The sequence below is a fragment of the Tenacibaculum sp. TC6 genome (genome assembly GCF_050606265.1).
Taxonomy (GTDB): Bacteria; Bacteroidota; Bacteroidia; order Flavobacteriales; family Flavobacteriaceae; genus Polaribacter.
On the sequence record NZ_JBOCUK010000004.1, the window covers coordinates 140924 to 159524 of the forward strand.

The window sequence follows — 18601 nt, forward strand, 5'->3', positions numbered from 1 at the left end:
ATTGGTGTTTAGTTGGGTATGTTGAAATTTAGTGTATGGTTAAGCAGTAAAATACTAATGTATAATTGGCAAAAAGGCAATACTTTTAAAAGTATTGCCTACCTGATAAAGCAATTAATTCAAACTAATAGCCTTCATTTTGCTTTAAAATATTCCCCGAAGAGTTAATAGCATCTAGTGGTATCGGGTAATAATTATTTCTATTGGTAAAAGTAGCGCCACTTAAATAGCTTCTTTTACCTGCTTCGTTAGTTACATAATTGTTCAGCGTTTGTTCAGCAATCCCCCAACGTACTAAATCAAAAAAACGATGACCTTCAGAGGCTAGTTCTAATCTTCTTTCAAAGCGAACAGCTTTAATTGCATATTCTCTACTAGGGAAAGTTGTATATGGATTGATGAGATAATTAGCCGCATTTATTCCATTATTATTTTTTACAAATCCATTTGGATTAGCAGCTCTTTTACGAATCTTATTTACTAATGCCATGGCGGCATCTAATTCATTGTTCTCTGCGTAAATTTCTGCTCTCCATAACAACACATCAGAGTATCTAACAAGGGGAGTGTTAATGGCATTGAATGCTCCGGAAACCGAAGCGCTCATCATGCCTTCTTGAGATTTTAAATATTCATGTTTTTTACCTACATAAGGTCCTCCGTATCCTTGATCTCTTATCCATCTCATTCCTGGCATAGGTCCCCATTCTAAATACTCAATTCCTCTTCTACCAACCGTCCAATCTAATCTAGGGTCAAGAGTACCATTATATGGAGTAAAGGTTTGGTCTGAGGGAACTCCTTGGTCACTGGTTACATCACTGTCATTAAAAGTGTCTAAAAGAGGAAGTCCGTTAGCATCTGTTTTAAAGGCATTTACTAAATTTTGACTTGGTTGAAAAAAACCACAACATCCACCTCCCGGAGCGTCGCCCAAAGGAGTGTAAGGATGGTTCAGTCGGTTTCCTGAGTTTCCATTCCAAACACCTTGTCCACCATCATTTACCGAGTTTTGAACAGCAAAAACTGATTCGGAATTATTTTCTTTTTCAGCATTAAAATTGTCATGATAATTAGTAACTAAAGCATAAGGCCCATTGTTTATAATATCATCTAGTACTGGTTTTGCAGCTATATGATCGTTTTGAAACATATGTGCTTTAGCTAGATAAACTTTTGCCGTCCATGAATTAGGTCTCCCTTTATCGTTTTGAGAATTAGGTAGGTTACTAATAGCAAAGTTTAAATCATCTTCTATGAAAGGCCAAGCGTCAATGGTATTAGAAGGTACTTCTGTTGCTGTTTCGTTTACAAACGGAATATTATTCCATATTTTTTTTGCATCCATATGGTAATGGGCTCTCAGAAAACGAGCCTCTGCCATTAAAGGAACAATTTTGTTTGAGGAAACCCCATTGTTAAGAGCTGCTGTTGCAGAAAGTAAGGTTTGATTACACTTGTTAATCCCGTCATAAATACTGTTCCATTTTCTTGATAAATAAATATTGGTTGTCCCTGGAACATAGCGTTCAACATCGTTTAAAGGTGGTTGATCTCCACTACTAGAGCCTTTATGAAAATCGTCAGAGGCTACATCACCTAATGCCCAGTTAGAGGCAGGTGCCCAAAAGTAGTTCGGATGCCCGTCTAACATAGCATAAGCACTAATTAATTGTTGATTTACCCATACTTCATTTTGGGGAATAACTTCTTCTGTAAGTCTTCCTTGCGGGGTTATATCTAAATCGCTATCGCACGAAGTGGTTAATAAGAAAACCATAGCTATAGCTGTTATAAGTTGTTTTTTCATCTGTTTATATTTATTGTTTTTCATTGGTCAGATGTAACCTTTGATATTTAAAATAATCATTCTACTGTGTGCTTAATAATTATTTTAAATATTTCGGTTTCATAATTTTAAATTTTATAATGATAGGTTGACTCCTAAAAGAATAGTTTTAGCAACAGGGTAAGCACCTCTATCAATTCCGATATCTAAATTAGCACCACTACCTCCATAACTTTGTAAGTTAATTTCAGGATCTAAACCAGAATATTTTGTCCAAGTAATCAAGTTTTTACCCTGTACATATATTTTACAACTGTTCATACCTAGTTTTTCAGTAAGACTCTGCGGAAGGTTATAGGCAATTCTAATATTCTTTAAACGTAAATATGATCCGTCTTCTATGTAATAGGTGCTGGCACTAGAATAATGTTGCGCAGGATTATTGGTCAGTTTAGGTAAAACTGCATTCGGATTGTTCGGAGTCCAAGATCCATACAAGTATCGTTCGCTTTTCGCTCCCGGGAAGCTATTGAAATCAGTAAAAAACTTGGTGAAGTTATAAATGTCATTTCCTTGACTTCCTTGAAAGAATACAGAGAAGTCAAAGTTTTTGTATTCTACCCCTAAATTTAAGCCATAAGTAAAATCAGGATGAGGGTTTCCTATAAAAGAGCGATCGTTGTCGTTAATAATACCATCGTTGTTAAGATCTCTATATTTAAAAGTACCAATGTCTTTTCCATTATAATCAGCGGCATTATCACGCTCTTCTGCATTTTGAATAATTCCATCAATAGTAAAACCATGAAAAGAAGCTAAAGGATATCCTTGTTGTGTTCTTGAAGGAAACGTTTCTCTGGCAGCATTTCCTGATATAAAGAAATCAGGATCGTTATTTAATTTAGTAACCGTGTTTTTATAGGTTGAAATATTAGCAGATGCTGTAAACTTTACATCGTTACTAAACTTTTGATTATAGCCTATAGAGAAATCCAGTCCGTTGTTTTCCATTTCTCCGATATTTCCATATTTAGGGCTGGCTAATCCGTTTAAAGTAGTATTGCTTGGTAGTTGTAATAGCATATCAACAGTTTTAGCCTTGTAGTATTCTAAACTGAAGGTTAGTTTATCATTAAATAAAGAAGCATCTAGCCCAATATTTAAGTTTGTAGAGGTTTCCCATTTTAAATCCGGATTACCTAAAGTTTGTAGAAAATATCCGGCAACCACTACATTATTACTTCCTGTAATATCATAGTTTCCGGTAGTTTCACTGTTTCCGTACAGATTGGCTATTCTACCCGACGGAACTTCCGGGTTTCCGTATTCTCCATAACCAACTTTTATTTTCAAATCATTAAGAAAAGAAACAGATTTCATGAACTCTTCGTTGGAAATTCTCCAAGCAACACTGTAAGAAGGGAAAATACCGTACCTGTTGTTTTTTCCGAAATTAGAAGAACCATCTCTACGAAAGGTAACAGAAGCTAAGTACGTGTCATTGTAATTATAATCTAGCTTTCCAAACAAAGAAAAAAGAGCACTTTTACCTCCGCTACCTCCGTTGGTTTGAGTTCCTGTTCCTACACCTAAATATCTATAATCTACATTATTGGTAAAATACTCCGTTCTGGAAGCATTAAAACCACGAGATAAACTTTTTCTAAATTCCGTTCCGGCTAAAAGTTCAATTTTATGATTGCCAAACTTCTTTTTATAGTTTAATGTATTATACCAGTTAGTTCCAATGGAGTAAAACGTACTTTCACTAAAGCTGTTTACAGCACTAGGTTCACTTACTTCCGGGTTTAAAAAACTAAAAGCTGATTGATGAAAAGCATTGTAGTCAACTCCAATGTTACTTTTAAAGGTTAAATCTTGTGTTAGATCAAGTTCTCCGTAAAAAGTGGCTAAAGCTCTTAGAATTCTACCAATATTATCTTTATTTCTAGTAGCATTGGCTACTGAGTTTACTCCGTTACCCAGTCCGGCACTTTGTGTACCGGCATAATTTCCGGCAATATCGTATACAGGTAAAATAGGATCTGCTCTGTATAAGAAAGAGATATCGCCTCCGGTAGTTTGATTATTGGTGTTATTTACTTTTTCAGAATAGGTAAGGTTTAAAGTTTCGCCAAAGCGCAACCCTTCTTTAACTTTAAATTCAGAATTTAGGTTTAAATTATAACGTTCAAAAGAGGAGTGCAGGGCAATACCTTCTTGTTTTAATAGACCTAAACCTGCATGAAATTTAGATTTTTCTGAGCCTCCGGATAAGCTTAAGTTATAATTTTGAACTAATGCAGGGTTGAAATATTCATCAAACCAATTAGTTCCTTCTTTATTAGCTCTGGTTATTTTATTTGTTAACGGATCGTAAGACGCAAGATTGGCTGTTGAAGCTCCGGTAGGAGTTAGATAATTAGGAAGAACAGGGACCTCTCCATTTCCGTATTGCGGGTGTGAAGGTGCTACGCCATCATTTTTAAAACGTTGCCAAATGGCATTTGCAGCCTCTTGCGGGTTTAAAAATGTTGGGAAATCAGAAGTTGATACATAGTCTACTCCGGTATTGGCATTAAAAACTAATTTAGTAGCGTTTTGATATTTTCCATTTTTGGTAGTAATGATGATAACACCGTTACTGGCTCCAACTCCGTAAATAGCGGCAGAAGAAGCATCTTTTAAAACCTGAATAGATTCAATATCATTTGGATTTAAAAGGTTTAAACCTGATTTAGTAGGAATTCCGTCAATAACATATAAAGGATCGTTATTGTTAATAGTAGCAAAACCTCTAATACGAACCATGGTGTCTCCACCCGGCCCACCTTGTGATCCAATGGTAACTCCGGAAACCTGTCCTTGTAAAGACTGCTCAACACTAGTTGGGGCAGTTGCAGTTACATTTTTCATTTTTACAACAGCTACTGATCCTGTAATGTTTTTTGTACTTTGTTTAGTGTATCCGGTAAGTACAACTTCTTCCAGTTTATTGGTTTCTTCTAGTAATTTTACAGTCATAAAATTCAAAGTTCCTACCTGAACTTTTTGAGTTTTCATACCAATAAAAGAAAAAACAAGTGTTTGCCCTTTGGTAGCATTAATAGAAAAAAGTCCGTCAAAATCGGTTTCAGTACCTGTGGCAGTTCCTTCAATTAAAATAGAAACGCCCGGTAAAGGAGAATCACTCGAGTCAGTGACTTTTCCTTTTATAAGACTCGTTTGAGCCTGGACTATATGTGTCAGAAATATGAGTCCAAAAAGTAAAATATTTGTTATGCAAAAATTTTTCATAGATAATTGGTTAATTTGTTAAAATTGTAAATATTCCGCCCCCTAGGTGTAGCACAACATGTGTATTACCAGCTGAGTAATTGTTGTAGGAAACCAAAGTATTTTAAGAAATTTAGATTTTGTTTTTTTTTGAAAGGAATAGGTATCAAATTCATGAATTTTATAATAAAAAGGTTTTTAAGGAGGGTAATTGCTTTAAAATAGCTGTTTATGTGTAGGTTACCTGTTAGTGTTTAGAATGAAAATAATTTAGATTATTTTAGTTGGGGTATGACGGTCTTGGATTAATTCTTAAAATGAAAAATCAAAAAACATTATTTTTTTTCTTGTATAATTAAAAATCTATTATAAATTTGCGTTATTATGACAATGCAAAACAACATATGGTGGTGGAACTCTCTTAACTCCGATTAAGTGGGCAAAACCTATATGTATATATAATAAATTTAAAAAGGCTTATCTCACGATAAGCCTTTTTTGTTTTTAACAATACAACTAAAATGAAAAAAACTAAGTTTACAACAATTTCAAAAAAGCAACTGGCAGATACTGTAACGCCTGTTGGCTTGTATTTAAGATTACGAGATAAATATTCTAACACACTGTTATTAGAAAGTTCTGATTATCATAGTAAAGAAGAAAGCTATTCTTTTATATGTATTGAACCATTGATAAGTATGAAAGCTGATAAAAACACGTTTTCAGTTACTGCAAAAGGAAAAGAAACAGACAGCTTTACAATTGACAGAAATTTTAACCAATTATTTAATGACTTTACACAAACGATAGACTTAGATTGTGATGCTGAAGTAAAATCATTTAACGGATTGTACGGATATACAACCTACGACAGCGTTCAATATTTTGAAACTATTACTTTACAGGTAAAAGAAGCTCCTTCTGCTATTCCAATGATGCAGTATAGTTTTTATAAGTTTATCATTGCTATTAATCATTTTAATGATGAAATGACTTTGATAGAAAATGTAGAAGAGAATGAAACGCCAAGATTAAATGAAATTGAAACAATTATTAAAGCACAATCATTCAATACTCAAAAATTTGAAATTATAGGAGAAGAAACTTCAAATTGTACGAATGATGATTTTAAGGAATACGTAAAAAAAGCCAAAGCACATTGTAAGAGAGGAGATGTTTTTCAATTAGTATTATCTCGCCAGTTTCAACAACAATTTAAAGGGGACGAATTTAATGTATACAGAGCCTTGCGTTCAATCAATCCTTCTCCATACTTATTCTATTTTGACTACGGAAGTTTTAAACTAATGGGGTCTTCACCGGAAGCACAAATTAAAATTAATAAAGGAAAAGCAATTATAAATCCGATTGCCGGAACTTTTAGACGAACCGGAGATATGTCTGAAGATATTAAATTGGGTAAAAAACTATCAGAAGATAAAAAAGAAACCGCAGAGCATGTAATGTTAGTAGATTTAGCAAGAAATGATTTGAGTAAACATGCCGATAATGTAGTAGTTGAGGTATTTAAAGAAGTACAATATTTTAGTCATGTAATTCACTTAGTATCTACCGTACAAGGTCAAATTAAAGGAAACCCAATAAAAATTGTAGGAGATACTTTCCCTGCAGGAACATTGAGTGGTGCTCCTAAATATAAAGCAATGCAATTAATTGATACGTATGAAAATCAATCCAGAGGTTTTTATGGAGGAGCAGTAGGAATTATTGGTTTAGATGGTTCGGTAAATTTAGCTATAGCCATTCGATCTTTTGTAAGTAAGAAAAATGTGTTGTACTATCAGGCAGGTGCCGGAATTGTAATTCATTCAAGTGAAGAAAATGAACTGCAAGAGGTTAATAATAAATTAGCAGCATTAAAAAAAGCGCTCATTTTAGCAGAAACTATTTAAACACAACTAAAACCTAAAAACAGTAATATGAATATTTTAATATTAGATAATTACGACTCATTCACCTATAATTTGGTGCACATGGTTGAAAAAATTACAGGAACGTATCCGGATGTCTATAGGAATGATGAAATTAGTATTGAAGAAGTAGGAGCTTACGATTTAATTATCCTTTCACCGGGGCCCGGAATACCTGATGAAGCCGGGATTTTAAAAGAAGTTATTAAAACATATGCGGGTAAACGTCCCATATTTGGGGTTTGTTTAGGATTACAAGCTATAACAGAAGTTTTCGGAGGAACTATTATTAATATGAACGAAGTTTTTCATGGTGTGGCTACAACAATGAAAGTAATACAAAAAGACGCAGTAATTTTTAAAGATATTCCGGAAACATTTTCTGCGGCTCGTTATCACTCATGGATTGCTTCAAATGAAAATTTACCATCCAGTTTAGAAGTTACGGCTGTTGATGAAGAAGGTGGCATTATGGCTATTAGGCATAAAGAATACCTATTAAGTGCAGTACAATTTCATCCGGAAAGTATTTTAACAGAAGTAGGAGAGCAATTGGTAAGAAATTTTATTAATGCTGTGAGTAAGTAAAAGCAAACAGTTAATGGTTAAAACTCTTCATACAAGAAGTTAAAAACTGAAAAAAATGAAAGAAACCTTAGAAAAACTATATCAACATGTACGCTTAACTAAAGAAGAAGCCAAACAAATGTTGATTAACATAGCCAAAGAGCAGTATAATGAAGCTCATTTAGCCTCTTTTTTAACTGTTTTTATGATGCGCCCTATTACGGTTAGTGAGTTGGCAGGTTTTAGAGAGGCATTACTGGAATTAGCTATACATGTTGATTTATCAGATTATAATACGATAGATATCGTAGGTACTGGGGGAGATGGAAAAGATACTTTTAACATTTCAACCTTAACCTCGTTTGTAGTAGCCGGAACCGGACAAAAAGTAGCAAAGCATGGTAATTACTCGGTATCTTCAAAATCAGGTTCATCAGATATGTTGGAGAGTTTTGGATATCAATTTACAAATGATGAAGCAACGTTAAAATCGCATTTAGAAAAAGCAAATATTTGTTTTTTACATGCCCCTAAATTTCATCCAGCTATGAAAGCAGTAGGACCGGTGAGGAAAGCATTAAAATTAAAAACCTTTTTCAATATTTTAGGACCTCTAGTAAATCCTAGTTCACCACAAAATCAATTATTAGGAACATTTAATCTTGAAGTAGCACGCTTATATAATTATATACTGCAAGAAGAAAAATCGAATTATGGTGTTGTGCATGCTCTTGATGGTTATGATGAAATTTCATTAACCGGAGGTTTTAAATTATTCACTAAAAATGGTGAGCAATTAATTACTCCCCAAGAATTAGGTCAAAAAGCATTGTTGCAGTCAGATATTTACGGAGGAAATTCAGTGGAAGAAGCAGCTAAGATTTTTGAAAAAATAATAAGTGGAGAAGGAACAGAAGCTCAAAATAGTGTGGTGTTAACCAATGCAGCTTTTGCCTTAACTATTATAGATGATACCAAAACCTTTGAAGAAGCTTATGAAGAGGCAACAGCTTCATTAATTGGGTTAAAAGCAAAGGAATGTTTAAAAAAGTTAATTACTAATTAACAATTACAAATTACGAATTAATAATTTTGAGTTGCTGATTGAAAAAAATAAAAGAAAATGAAAAAGGACAATATTATTCAAATCAAAAGTTATGATTTTGCTGTTAAGATTGTGAATCTTTATCAGTATTTATCAAGAGAAAGAAAAGAGTTTGTTTTAAGTAAACAGTTGTTACGTTCAGGTACATCAATCGGAGCAAACATAGAAGAGGCTATTGGAGGACAAAGTAGAAAAGATTTTTATTCAAAATTAACCATCTCATATAAAGAAGCTAGAGAAACTCATTATTGGTTACGTTTGTTAAGAGATACGGATTATCTATCTCAAAAGGAATCAGACTTGTTGTTGGATGATATTGAAGAAATTTTAAAAATAATTGGAAGTATTCAAAAAACAATTCGTAATTCATAATTGAAAATTGCCAATTATGAATTGTGATACTATTAAAAACAAAATCAAATTATTAAAATTGGGAGTTAATAATTCCTAATTTGTAATTTTTAATTAAAGAACATGACAATACTAGATAAAATAATAGCATTTAAAAAGAAAGAAGTAGCAAAGATTAAAGCAGAGGTATCAGTAAAAAAACTGGTAGAAAGCCCTAACTTTAAAAACACGTCTTTTTCATTAAAAAAATCGTTGTTAGACCCTTATTCTACAGGAATTATAGCTGAATTTAAAAGACAATCACCATCTAAAGGAATTATTAATGATAAAGTGTCTATTTCAGAAGTAACAGAAGGTTATTTAGAAGCTAATGTTGCTGCTCAGTCTATTCTAACAGATACTTCATTTTTCGGTGGAACTATTGCTGATTTATTAGAAGCGAGAATAATCAACCAACAAAAACCTATTCTACGTAAAGATTTTATTGTAGACGGTTTTCAAATTGTAGAAGCAAAGGCTATTGGGGCTGATGTAATTTTATTAATAGCTACTTGTTTAACATCTGAGGAACTGAAAAATTACGGTCAGTTAGCTAAAGACCTTGGATTAGAAGTTTTATATGAAGTACATACACAAGAAGATTTAGATAAAATTTCAGATTTAGATGATAAAATTATCGGAATAAATAACAGGAATTTAAAAACATTTGAAGTTGACCTAGAGCATTCTATAAAATTAGCAAGTCAAATTCCTGACAGTACTATAAAAGTGTCTGAAAGCGGAATTTCAGATCCAAGAATTATTACCGGATTAAAAGAATACGGATTTCAAGGGTTTTTAATTGGAGAAAATTTTATGAAAACTGAAAATCCGGGATTAGCATGCCAAGAATTTATTAGCCAAATACGATAAGTTTTTAAAATGAATGAAAGTTATATCAATTCTTTTTCACCAATAGTAGGTGATGAACCTAAAGTTTTACTGTTGGGAACAATGCCGGGTAAAGAATCATTAAGGTTACAGGAATATTACGGAAATACTAGAAACGCATTTTGGAAAATCGTTTTTTCTCATCTAAATGTAGTACCTGTAAAAGACTATGAGGAAAAGAAAAAGTTGATACAACTAGGTAAAATAGCTATATGGGATGTGTGTTATACAGCCATTAGAAAAACAAGTCTAGATGCAGATATAAAAAATGAAAAACCTAATGAAATTGAAGCGTTTTTAAAGTTACATCCTTCTATTACAACCATTGGATTTAATGGTAAAAAGGCAGAAAAATTATATGATAAATTTTTCAAGAGGCATGACGCAATTGACTATTTCACATTGTTGTCAACAAGCCCGGCTAATGCAAGGTATACCTTTGAAGACAAGTTAAATAATTGGAAAACTATTTTTGAAAGATTATGAAGTTAAAAGTTTGCGGAATGAAATATGTTGAAAATATAAAGCAAGTAGCCGAGTTACAACCGGATTACTTAGGTTTTATATTTTATGAAAAATCAAAAAGAAATTTTGAAGGAATCATTCCGGATATAGATAAAAAAATAAAAAAGGTAGGGGTTTTTGTGAATGAATATTTGGAGATTGTTGTTTCTCTGGCAGAAGAATATAAGCTGAATGCATTACAATTGCATGGAGATGAGTCTGTAGCCTATATAGAAGAATTAAAAAAATATTTACCTAAAGTAGAAATAATTAAGGTATTCGGAATAAAAGATTCGTTTGATTTTAATCAACTACAACCGTATGAAAAGGTAGTAGATTATTTTTTATTTGATACCAAAGGAGAAACAAGAGGCGGAAACGGAGTTACGTTTAATTGGAAGTTATTAGAAAATTACACTTCGGCAAAGCCGTACTTTTTAAGCGGTGGTATTGGTATAGAGGAAGCAAACCTTATACAAGAGTTTATGAAAACTCCCTATGCTAAAAACTGTAAAGTAATAGATGTGAATAGTAGGTTTGAAACTGAACCGGGAAAAAAATCAATAGAACAACTAAAGAAATTTAAAAATAGAGTAGCAAACGATTTTGCGAAAAATTAATGCAATAACAACGACACTAACAACTAAAGAATATGAAATTTCAACCTGATGAAAATGGATATTATGGACAATTCGGAGGAGCATTTATCCCTGAATTATTATATCCGAATGTAAAAGAGTTAGAAGATAATTATTTACAAATAATTAATTCGGAGGCATTTCAGAAAGAATATAAAGATTTACTAAAACATTATGTAGGAAGACCCAGTCCTTTATATTTAGCCAAACGTCTTTCTGAGAAATATGGAGCTACTATATATTTAAAGAGAGAAGATTTAAATCATACAGGAGCGCATAAAGTAAATAATACTATTGGCCAGATATTAATAGCCAAGCATCTAGGAAAGACTAAAATATTGGCAGAAACCGGAGCCGGACAGCACGGAGTGGCTACTGCAACAGTATGTGCCTTAATGGGGTTGGAATGTGTGGTATTTATGGGAGAAACCGATATTAAACGTCAAGCTCCTAATGTAGCACGAATGAAAATGTTAGGAGCTACTGTGGTTCCGGCTACCAGTGGTAGTAAAACATTAAAAGATGCTACCAACGAAGCCATTCGTTATTGGATACAACACCCGGATACGTATTATTTAATAGGTTCTGTAGTTGGGCCACATCCATATCCGGATATGGTAGCGCGTTTACAGGCTGTAATTTCTGAGGAAATGAAAGCGCAATTAAAAGAGCAAACAGGAAAAGAAAATCCGGATGCTATTATTGCTTGTGTGGGAGGAGGAAGTAATGCAGCAGGAGCTTTTTATTATTATTTAAATGATGAAGAGGTAGAGTTAATAGCTGTTGAAGCAGCAGGATTAGGAGTAGATTCAGGAGAAAGTGCAGCTACATCACAGTTAGGAGAAGTAGGCGTGATTCATGGAAGTAAAACAATTTTAATGCAAGATGAATACGGACAAATAGTGGAGCCATATTCTATTTCAGCCGGATTAGATTATCCGGGAGTAGGTCCGTTACATGCCTATTTACACGAAACAAAACGAGCAATATTTATGAATGCCACTGATAAAGAAGCGTTGGATGCTGCTTATGAGTTAACTAAAATAGAGGGGATTATTCCTGCCCTTGAAAGCGCTCATGCCCTAGCTGTTTTACCTAAAATGAATTTACACAAAGATCAAGTAGTAGTGGTAAATTTATCAGGGAGAGGTGACAAAGATTTAGAAACCTATATTAAACATTTAGAGTAGTCGGTCATTCCGAACGAAGTGAAGGAATCTCAAAATTGAGATTGCCACGTCATTTCATTCCTCGCAATGACATACTTAATGTTTTTTAGAATAAAGTGAGAAATCTCAGATAAATAAGATTTAAACGATTTAGAAAATCATGAACTCAATACAACATACATTCAATCAAAAAGATAAAAAATTACTTTCAATTTTTTTTACAGCCGGGTTTCCAAAATTAGAAGATACCTCGCGTATTATTTCTGAATTAAGCAAAAGTGGAGTAGATTTTATAGAAGTAGGGTTGCCGTATTCTGACCCGTTAGCTGATGGACCTACAATTCAACATAGTAGTTCTGTAGCACTTAAAAACGGAATGAACTTAGATGTGGTTTTTGAGCAGTTGACGGCCATCAAAGACAAAAATACAACCCCCTTGGTTTTAATGGGGTATGTAAATCAGATTATAAAATACGGCGAAGATGCTTTTTGTAAAAAAGTAATTGATTGTGGTATTGATACGGTAATAATTCCGGATTTACCCATGATTGAATACGAAAATCATTATAAAAAACTATTTGATGCCTATGGGATAAGTAACGTGTTTTTAATAACACCACACACTTCAGAAGAGCGCATACGAAAAATAGATGCCTTAACAACTACATTTATTTATGTAGTAGCATCTGCTTCTATAACCGGAGCAAAAGGGGAGGTGTCTGATGAACAGGTTGCTTATTTTAAAAGAATTCAAGCAATGAACTTACAAAGTAAATTGATTGTAGGTTTTGGAATATCAGATCATAAAACATTTTCAGAAGCATGTAGCTATGCAAATGGAGCCATTATTGGGTCGGCATTTATAAAAGAATTAGATGCAAGGGGAATTGATGGAATTGAAAACTTTGTGAGAACTGTTAAGAATTGTTAAGGGAATGCTAAAATTTATTAAAAGTACGTTGTAATAAAGTAATTTAGTAACGTAAATTTAATAATATGCCTACTAAAAATATAATACCAATAATTGTAATGTTATTAAGCAATTATTTGGTTGGACAAAACACTTTAATTCGAGAACCTAAGATTAGCCCGGATGCTTCACAAATGGCTTTTAGTTATTATGGAGATATCTGGGTTTATCAATTTTCAAATCAACAAACAAAGCGCTTAACGATTCATGAAGCGTATGAAAGTAATCCTGTGTGGAAACCAAACGGATTAGAATTGGCTTTTTCTTCTAATAGAAAAGGGAATGATAATGTTTTTACGATTCCGGTAAATGGAGGTTTTCCAAAACAACTTACCTATTATCCAACAACAAATACCCCAACAGATTGGAGTGGAGAATCTGTTATATTCACTACAAATAGAGTATATAAAGGACCGGAATGGGATGCTCAAATATATTCGGTAAATGAAAATGGAGGAACTCCTCAACGTTTAATAACTGCCTATGGAGAAATGGGAACGGTTTCACCTAACGGAAAATTAGTTGCTTTTGCTAAAGGAGCTTGTAGAATTTCAAGAGAAGATTATTCCGGTTCCGCTCAAAGAGATATTTGGATTTATAATAAAGAAACACAGCAGTATTACCAAATAACAACCAGTAATAAAAATGACCATTCGCCGGCTTGGGATGCGGAAGGAAATTTATATTATATAGGGGCTGAAAGCGGTAGATATAATATATATAAACAAGCTATTGCTGCTAATGGTGAAAAAAACGGGCAACCTACACAACTTACTAATCATACAGATAACGGAGTGCGTTCGTTCTCAGTTAGTACTAATGGAACTATTGTTTTTGCTTCAGGAATTGATACCTACTTATTAAAAAATAATAAAGAAGAAAAACTAAAACTATCTATTCCTTCTGATCATAGGTTTGACGATGAAGAAACAAAAACAGTTAGCTCAAATATTAGGAGCTATGCTGTTTCTCCGGATGGTAAAAATGTAGCTTTAGAAATTGACGGAGAAATTTTTGTTAAAGAGAACGACAAAGAAAAAAAACACGCTAATAATATTAGTAAACACTCTTTTAGAGATAAGCAACCTCAGTGGATTGATCGTAAAACACTCCTTTTTATTTCCGATAGAGATGGTTTTTCTGATATCTATAGTGCCACATCAAAAGATACGTTAGTTGGACTATCTAGAAGTTTAAAAATAGCCATAGAAAAACTTACTAATAGTAAAGATGATATTGATAATATGGTGGTTTCACCTAATGGTAAAAAAATAGCGTATCAAGAAGGTAGAGGAACTTTATTAGTAGCAGATATAAAAGACGGGAACATTAAAAATGCAATTGTATTTTCTGATACATGGGCACCGGCAGAAGGATTAACATGGAGTCCGGATAGTAAATACATAGCATATTCACAAGAAGATTTGAATTTTGACAGCGAAATTTTTATTCAATCTGTTGATGATCATAAGAAAAAAATGAATGTAAGCATGCATCCAAGAAGTGATATGCAACCCGTTTGGAGTGCCGATGGAAAAAAGCTTGCCTTTTTATCAAACAGAAGCGGAATCAATTATGATGTATGGATGGTATGGCTTCAGAAAGAGGATTGGGAGAAAACAAAGATTGATCATGAAGAAGGAGATTACTATCAGAAAGACGATAAAAAGGAAGAAGGTAAAAAGAAAGGAAAAAAAGGAAAGAAAGAAGAAGTAACTGTAAAAATAGATGAAGATAAAATATACGATCGTTTAGTTCAGGTAACTTCGTTATCGGATGATGAGTATAGTGTAGTGTTTAGTCCTGATAGTGAATTTATTTATTTTTCAGCAACCAATCCATCTACCCAAAAAAGAAACTTATACAAAGTAAAGTGGGATGGAAGTAAACCAAAAGAAATTAAAGGATCAGACAGAGCATCTAACTTTTCTGAAGCAAAAGGAAAATTATATTTTACAGCTTCAGGACGTTTAAAAGAGTTAAATGCCAAATCAGATAAAATTGAATCACTACCACATTCTGCTACATACACAATAAATTATCAAAAAGAAAGAGAGCAGGTATTTAATGAAGGAGTCAGAGCTTTAACTGCCGGTTTTTATGACCCGGAATTTCATGGATATAACTGGAATGCTTTGGTAAAAAAATACAAACCATGGGCATTGTCAGCTACTACTCAGCAAGATTTTACCTATGTGTTTAATTTGTTATTAGGACAGTTAAATGCCAGTCATATGGGATATAGATCAAGAAACCCCGAAGATGTAAAAAGTGATCAAGTAGGGTTGTTAGGATTAGAGGTGTCTCATGTGAAAAATGGAGTAAAAGTAGAATATGTATTGCCAAATTCAGTAGTAGATAAGTCAAAAAGTAAGTTACAAGTAGGTGATATTATTGTTGCTATAAACGGACAAAATATAAATGAAACAACTAATTTTTATAGCTTATTAAAAAATACCCGAAATAAAGAAGTTCTTTTAACTTTAAAAGATTCAAAAGAAATTGTACTAAGACCTCAAAGATCATTAAGTACTGAAAAATATGAAGAATGGATTAACTCACGTAAAAAGTTAGTTGATGAATATTCAAATGGTCAACTAGGATATATTCATATACAAGGAATGAATTTACCAAGTTTTGAACGATTTGAAAGAGAGTTAAAAGCTAGTGGTTATGGTAAAAAAGGAATTGTTATAGATGTAAGATATAACGGAGGTGGTTGGACTACAGATCGTTTAATGGCTGTGCTTAATGTAAAACAACACGCCTATACAATTCCTAGAGGAGCTACCAAAAGTTTAAAAAATCACGAAAAATTTTCAGGATATTACCCTTTTAACGAAAGAGCCATTTTATCGGTAAATACAAAACCATTAGTGGCCTTGTGTAATGAGAATAGCTATTCAAATGCAGAAATATTTTCACACGCATTTAAAAGTTTAGGGCTAGGAAAATTAGTAGGGCAGCCTACTTTCGGAGCGGTAATATCAACAGGAAGTAAAAGCTTACAAAACGGAACCATACGTATGCCATTTAGAGCGTGGTATGTTAAAGATTCCGGGAAAAATATGGAAAATGAAGCTCCGGCAACTCCTGATTATTTAATTAAAAATTTTCCCGGATGGAAAAGTAGAGGAGAAGATGCTCAGCTTAAGAAAGCCGTAGAAGTATTATTACAAGACATTAAATAATATTTTAAACCTATCTATTTTAAAAACGAAGATGAACTTACATCTTCGTTTTTTTTATGTTTATTTTTGTTGCATGATACAGATAGGAGAAAAGGAATTATTAGGAGCGTTAAAAACTAATTTCGGATACGATAGTTTTAGACTAGAACAGCAAAAAATCATTGAAAACATTCTAAACAGGCAAGATACCTTAGTTATTATGCCTACAGGTGGAGGAAAGTCTATTTGTTATCAATTGCCTGCGCTTTTTTTTGAAGGAATTACTTTGGTAATCTCTCCTTTGATAGCTTTGATGAAAGATCAAGTTGATAGTTTAAAAGCAAATGGAATTGCATCAACATTTTTTAACAGTAGCCAATCAGCTGAAGAACAAAAAAAAGTTTTTGATGAGGTAGCCACAAAAAAAATAAAGCTATTATATGTTGCTCCTGAAAGTTTACCTTTATTACAACCTGTATTAAACCAAACGTATATAAGTTGTGTTGCTATTGATGAGGCTCACTGTATTTCTGCATGGGGACACGATTTTAGACCGTCCTATAAACAATTGGCATTTCTTAAAAAATCTTTACCGGAAGTACCTATTGTAGCCTTAACTGCGACAGCAGATAAAGCTACGCAAGAAGATATTTTAGAACAATTAGCAATACCGAATGCTACGCAATTCATTAGTTCTTTTAACAGAGAAAATATAGCTTTAGAAGTTAGAACAGCTAATAATAGAGTACAACAAATCATTCAATTTATTAATAAAAGACCTAACCAAGCCGGAATTATTTATTGTTTGAGCAGAAAAGCAACAGAACAATTGGCTAATAAGTTGCAACAAACTCAGATCAATGCCAAAGCATATCATGCCGGTTTGTCTTTTGAAGAAAGAGCCCAAACGCAAGAAGCTTTTATTAAAGATGATTGCGAAATTATATGTGCTACCATAGCCTTTGGAATGGGAATAGATAAATCAAATGTTCGTTGGGTAATTCATTATAATATGCCTAAAAACATAGAAGGTTATTATCAGGAAATTGGAAGAGCAGGACGTGATGGTTTACCATCGAAAGCTATTTTATTTCATAGTTATGCAGATGTAATTCAACTACGTCAGTTTATAGAAAATACCGGAAATAAAGAAGTACAAGAAGCTAAGTTAGATAGAATGAAACAGTTTGCAGAAGCTACTGTTTGCAGAAGAAAAATACTATTAAGTTATTTTGGTGAATATATAGAAGAAAATTGTGGGAATTGCGATGTATGTAAGAATCCGCCTCAATTTTTTGAAGGAACCGTTATAGCACAAAAAGCATTGTCTGCCATTTACAGACTAGAAGGTAAAGAAGCTATGGGAACCGTTATAGATGTGCTTAGAGGAGCCCAAAATGCAACAGTGCTTGATAAAAATTATCACACTTTAAAAACATACGGAGTAGGAAAAGACATTGCCTGGAGAGATTGGCAGCATTATTTAATTCAATTAGCAAATCAAGGATATTGTCAGATAGCATTTCATATGAACAATGCTTTGCAACTTACTGAAATTTCAAAGAAAGTGTTATTTGAAGGAGAAAAAGTTCAACTAACAAATCCGATAGAAATTACTAAAGAAGAAAAAGGCATCGTTAAGAAGAAAAACACACCGGTAGCAAGTGATACGTTATTTGACCGTTTAAGAAAATTACGTTATCAAATAGCGCAAGAAGAAGATATTGCGGCCTATTTGGTTTTTAATGATGTAACGTTACGAGAAATAGAAAAAGAAAGACCTCAAACAGATGATGAATTTTTAGCTATTAGTGGGGTTGGACAGCGTAAATTAGAAGTGTACGGTGGTGAGTTTATGGAAGAAATCAGAAACTTCTTAAAAGAAAAGAAAAAGACTAAAAATGATACGACGCTAGAAACATTTAAACTGTATAAAAAAGGTTTGTCTATAGAAGAAATAGCAGAGAACAGAGATTTAAAAGCTGCTACTATTTTTTCGCATTTATCCAAATTGTATTTGGAAGGAAAAGATATAGACTTGGAGCAATTTATTTCTCCTGAAGAATTAAAACTAATTGCAAATGCCAAAAAAGTACTAAAAGATGAAATGGCGTTAAAACCTTATTTTGAATTTTTAGGAGAAAAAATACCGTATGAACAAATTAGAATAGGACTTACCATTTTAAAGAAGAAAGGATAAA

The 18601-nt window shown here is 33.0% G+C and carries 13 protein-coding genes; 11 read left to right on the forward strand and 2 right to left on the reverse strand.

The genetic code is table 11. From position 1 onward, the window contains the following. Positions 1 to 124 precede the first annotated feature (124 nt). Positions 125 to 1810 (reverse strand): RagB/SusD family nutrient uptake outer membrane protein, encoded by a 1686-nt coding sequence (locus ACQY1Q_RS03715; protein WP_431003944.1) that lies wholly within the window; start codon positions 1808 to 1810, stop codon positions 125 to 127. A gap of 114 nt (positions 1811 to 1924) precedes the next feature. Then, the gene (locus ACQY1Q_RS03720; protein ID WP_431003945.1) at positions 1925 to 5086 is read right to left on the reverse strand and encodes a SusC/RagA family TonB-linked outer membrane protein; all 3162 of its coding nucleotides are present in this window, start codon (positions 5084 to 5086) and stop codon (positions 1925 to 1927) included. A gap of 500 nt (positions 5087 to 5586) precedes the next feature. Between ACQY1Q_RS03720 and ACQY1Q_RS03725 the strand changes: the two genes are divergently transcribed. The 11 genes from ACQY1Q_RS03725 to recQ all read left to right on the forward strand — a co-directional run bounded on the left by ACQY1Q_RS03725 (position 5587) and on the right by recQ (position 18600). Next, positions 5587 to 6978, forward strand: coding sequence for an anthranilate synthase component I family protein (locus ACQY1Q_RS03725; protein WP_431003946.1), 1392 nt, complete (start codon positions 5587 to 5589; stop codon positions 6976 to 6978). 27 nt (positions 6979 to 7005) lie between these two features. Next, on the forward strand, positions 7006 to 7584 hold the full coding sequence (locus tag ACQY1Q_RS03730; protein ID WP_431003947.1) for an anthranilate synthase component II: 579 nt from the start codon (positions 7006 to 7008) through the stop codon (positions 7582 to 7584). 55 nt (positions 7585 to 7639) lie between these two features. Continuing rightward, positions 7640 to 8629, forward strand: a complete 990-nt coding sequence (gene trpD / locus ACQY1Q_RS03735) for an anthranilate phosphoribosyltransferase (protein ID WP_431003948.1) — start codon at positions 7640 to 7642, stop codon at positions 8627 to 8629. A 57-nt stretch (positions 8630 to 8686) separates the two neighbouring features. Next, positions 8687 to 9040: a four helix bundle protein gene (locus tag ACQY1Q_RS03740; RefSeq protein ID WP_431003949.1), complete on the forward strand. Its 354-nt coding sequence runs from the start codon at positions 8687 to 8689 to the stop codon at positions 9038 to 9040. Between the two features lie 102 nt (positions 9041 to 9142). Further along, complete coding sequence (trpC, locus tag ACQY1Q_RS03745) at positions 9143 to 9931, forward strand: indole-3-glycerol phosphate synthase TrpC (protein ID WP_431003950.1); 789 nt, start codon at positions 9143 to 9145, stop codon at positions 9929 to 9931. A 9-nt stretch (positions 9932 to 9940) separates the two neighbouring features. Further along, complete coding sequence (locus ACQY1Q_RS03750; protein WP_431003951.1) at positions 9941 to 10435, forward strand: DNA-deoxyinosine glycosylase; 495 nt, start codon at positions 9941 to 9943, stop codon at positions 10433 to 10435. A gap of 17 nt (positions 10436 to 10452) precedes the next feature. Beyond that, on the forward strand, positions 10453 to 11073 hold the full coding sequence (locus ACQY1Q_RS03755) for a phosphoribosylanthranilate isomerase (RefSeq protein ID WP_431003952.1): 621 nt from the start codon (positions 10453 to 10455) through the stop codon (positions 11071 to 11073). Positions 11074 to 11105: 32 nt separating this feature from the next. After that, a complete protein-coding gene (gene trpB / locus ACQY1Q_RS03760; protein ID WP_431003953.1) occupies positions 11106 to 12281 on the forward strand; it encodes a tryptophan synthase subunit beta in 1176 nt (391 codons plus the stop codon). Positions 12282 to 12420: 139 nt separating this feature from the next. Beyond that, entirely contained in the window at positions 12421 to 13191 is a 771-nt protein-coding gene (gene trpA / locus ACQY1Q_RS03765; protein WP_431003954.1) for a tryptophan synthase subunit alpha, read from the forward strand. A gap of 65 nt (positions 13192 to 13256) precedes the next feature. Further along, the gene (locus tag ACQY1Q_RS03770) at positions 13257 to 16421 is read left to right on the forward strand and encodes a S41 family peptidase (protein WP_431003955.1); all 3165 of its coding nucleotides are present in this window, start codon (positions 13257 to 13259) and stop codon (positions 16419 to 16421) included. A gap of 73 nt (positions 16422 to 16494) precedes the next feature. After that, positions 16495 to 18600: a DNA helicase RecQ gene (gene recQ, locus ACQY1Q_RS03775; protein ID WP_431003956.1), complete on the forward strand. Its 2106-nt coding sequence runs from the start codon at positions 16495 to 16497 to the stop codon at positions 18598 to 18600. The last annotated feature ends 1 nt before the right edge of the window (position 18601 follow it).